Raw genomic sequence first — 2,267 nt, 5'->3', positions numbered from 1 at the left:
GCCCGCAGCTGCCGCGGCGGCGCCCGCCGGAGCGGCCGCGCGGGTGAACCCGGCGCGCGCCATGCAGTACGTCGGCGAGATCGTCGGCATGGGGCCGCGGCCGGTGGGCAGCTCCGGGCATCGCAAGCTCGAGGACTACCTGCGCGCTCATCTGAAGAGCGACAACGTCGAAACGGACGAGTTCACCGCCACCACCCCCGCCGGCGCCTTCCCCATGCGCAACTACATCGCGCGCTATCCCGGGACGAAAGACGGCGTGATCGTCATCGCAACCCACTACGACACGATCTTCAGCCAGAAGGATTTTTTGGGCGCGAACGACGGCGGCTCCGGGACCGGGTTGCTACTGGAGCTGGCCAACCAATTCCGCGGAGGGAAGCGCGAAGGGCCGAGCGTGTGGGTGGTGTGGCTGGACGGGGAAGAGGCGTTCCAGAAATGGAGCGCGACCGACAGCGTTTACGGCAGCCGGCACCTGGCGGAGAAGTGGCAGAAGGACGGCACGGCGAAGAAGCTCAAGGCTTTAATCCTGCTGGACATGATCGGCGACGCCGACCTGAACATCGAGCGCGACTCCAACTCGACCCCCGCGCTGCTCGGCGTGATCGAGCAGGCAGCCACGCGCCTGGGCTACCAGTCGCACTTCTTCCGCCGCGAGATCGAGGTGGAAGACGACCACCGGCCCTTCGCGCGCGCCGGCGTCCCCGTGGCCGATTTGATCGACTTCGACTATGGCTACGGCAACGCCTTCTGGCACACCAAAGAAGACACGCTCGACAAGCTCAGCCCGCGGTCGCTGGAGATCGTCGGCAACGTGGTGCTGGAGAGCGTGCGGATGCTGGGCCAGTAGCAGCGCGGGTGGGTCGCCCGCTTCCACACACGCAAACGCAAGGTCCTTCGCCCGGCAAGGGCTCGGGATGACAGGGCTGCTGCGCCGCGAGAACGCCCTGGCGCGCGCTTCCACGCTGTGGCAGGGTAGGGGTCCTTCGACTCGGCCGTCGCGTCCGCTCCGACCTCGCTCAGGATGACAGATCAAAATCAAAGTCAAAATCAAAGTCAAAGTCAAAGGCAAACGCAAGGTCCTTCGCCCGCCCAGGCGGGCTCAGGATGACAGCCCTGGAGATTATGCCGGGGGCAGGGGTCCTTCGACTGCGCTCAGGATGACAGCGTGAACGGCGATGGTTTTTGTTTCTCTTTTCCTCCGCGTTGGGTTCTAATCCTGCGTCATGAAAGCTGCGTTTCGGCTCGACCAGCAGATGCAAACCCTGGGCCTATGGCCCGAGTGGCAGTCAGGAAAGCGCGGGCGCGCTCACTAGGCGGAGAGAACGATGCAGCTTTCGCTCATCGATTGGGTAGTCATCGCGGGCTACTTCGCCGTCAACCTGTTCATCGGGTGGATGTACTACCGGCGGGCCAGCGGCAGCGTCAGCGATTACTTCATCGCCGGGCGCAAAGTCCCCTGGTGGCTGGCCGGGACCTCCATGGTGGCCACCACCTTCGGCGCGGACACGCCGCTGGTGGTGACCGGCCTGGTCTACAAGTACGGTATCGCCGGGAACTGGCTGTGGTGGAACATGGCGCTGAGCGGGATGCTCACCGTGTTCTTCTTCGCGCGGCTGTGGCGGCGCGCCGGCGTGCTCACCGACATGGAGTTCGCCGAGCTGCGCTACTCCGGCAAGCCCGCCGCCTTCCTGCGCGGCTTCCGCGCCCTCTACCTGGCGCTGCCCGTCAACACCCTCATCATGGGCTGGGTGAACCTGGCCATGGCCAAGATCCTGGGCCTCACGCTGGGCGTCAGCAAGCTGCATGCCGTGATGTTCTGTCTGGCGCTCACCCTCATCTATACCGCCATCTCCGGGCTGTGGGCGGTGCTGTGGACCGACCTGCTGCAGTTCGTCCTCAAGATGACCATGGTCATCCTGCTGGCCATCTTCGCGGTGCAGGCGGTGGGAGGACTGGGCGCGCTCAAGACCAAGATCGCGCTGCACGACGCCGCGCTGGCGCAGGGAAGCTCGCTGGCCTTTGCTCCCGACTGGACCTCGGGATGGTTCCTGATGTTTCTGGTGTACCTGAGCCTGAACTGGTGGGCGAGCTGGTATCCGGGGGCGGAGCCGGGCGGCGGCGGGTACATCGCGCAGCGCATCTTCTGCGCGAAAAATGAAAAGCACTCCCTGGGCGCGACCCTGTGGTTCAACGTGGCCCATTACGCGCTGCGCCCCTGGCCCTGGATCCTGACGGCGCTGGTGGCGGTGGTGCTCTATCCCAAGCAG

2 protein-coding genes are annotated in these 2,267 nt (G+C 65.3%); both read left to right on the top strand.

The annotated features are described in order from the left end of the window. Positions 1-847 (top strand): M28 family peptidase (locus VGQ94_05415; GenBank protein ID HEV2021947.1); only part of this gene is annotated, 847 nt, incomplete at its 5' end. A gap of 478 nt (positions 848-1,325) precedes the next feature. After that, positions 1,326-2,267, top strand: a 942-nt coding sequence (locus tag VGQ94_05410; GenBank protein HEV2021946.1) for a sodium:proline symporter, incomplete at its 3' end; no start/stop codon positions are given.

Source organism: Terriglobales bacterium, from assembly GCA_035937135.1.
Lineage (GTDB): Bacteria > Acidobacteriota > Terriglobia > Terriglobales > Acidobacteriaceae > DASYVL01.
This window is presented reverse-complemented; position numbering and strand designations above follow the sequence as displayed.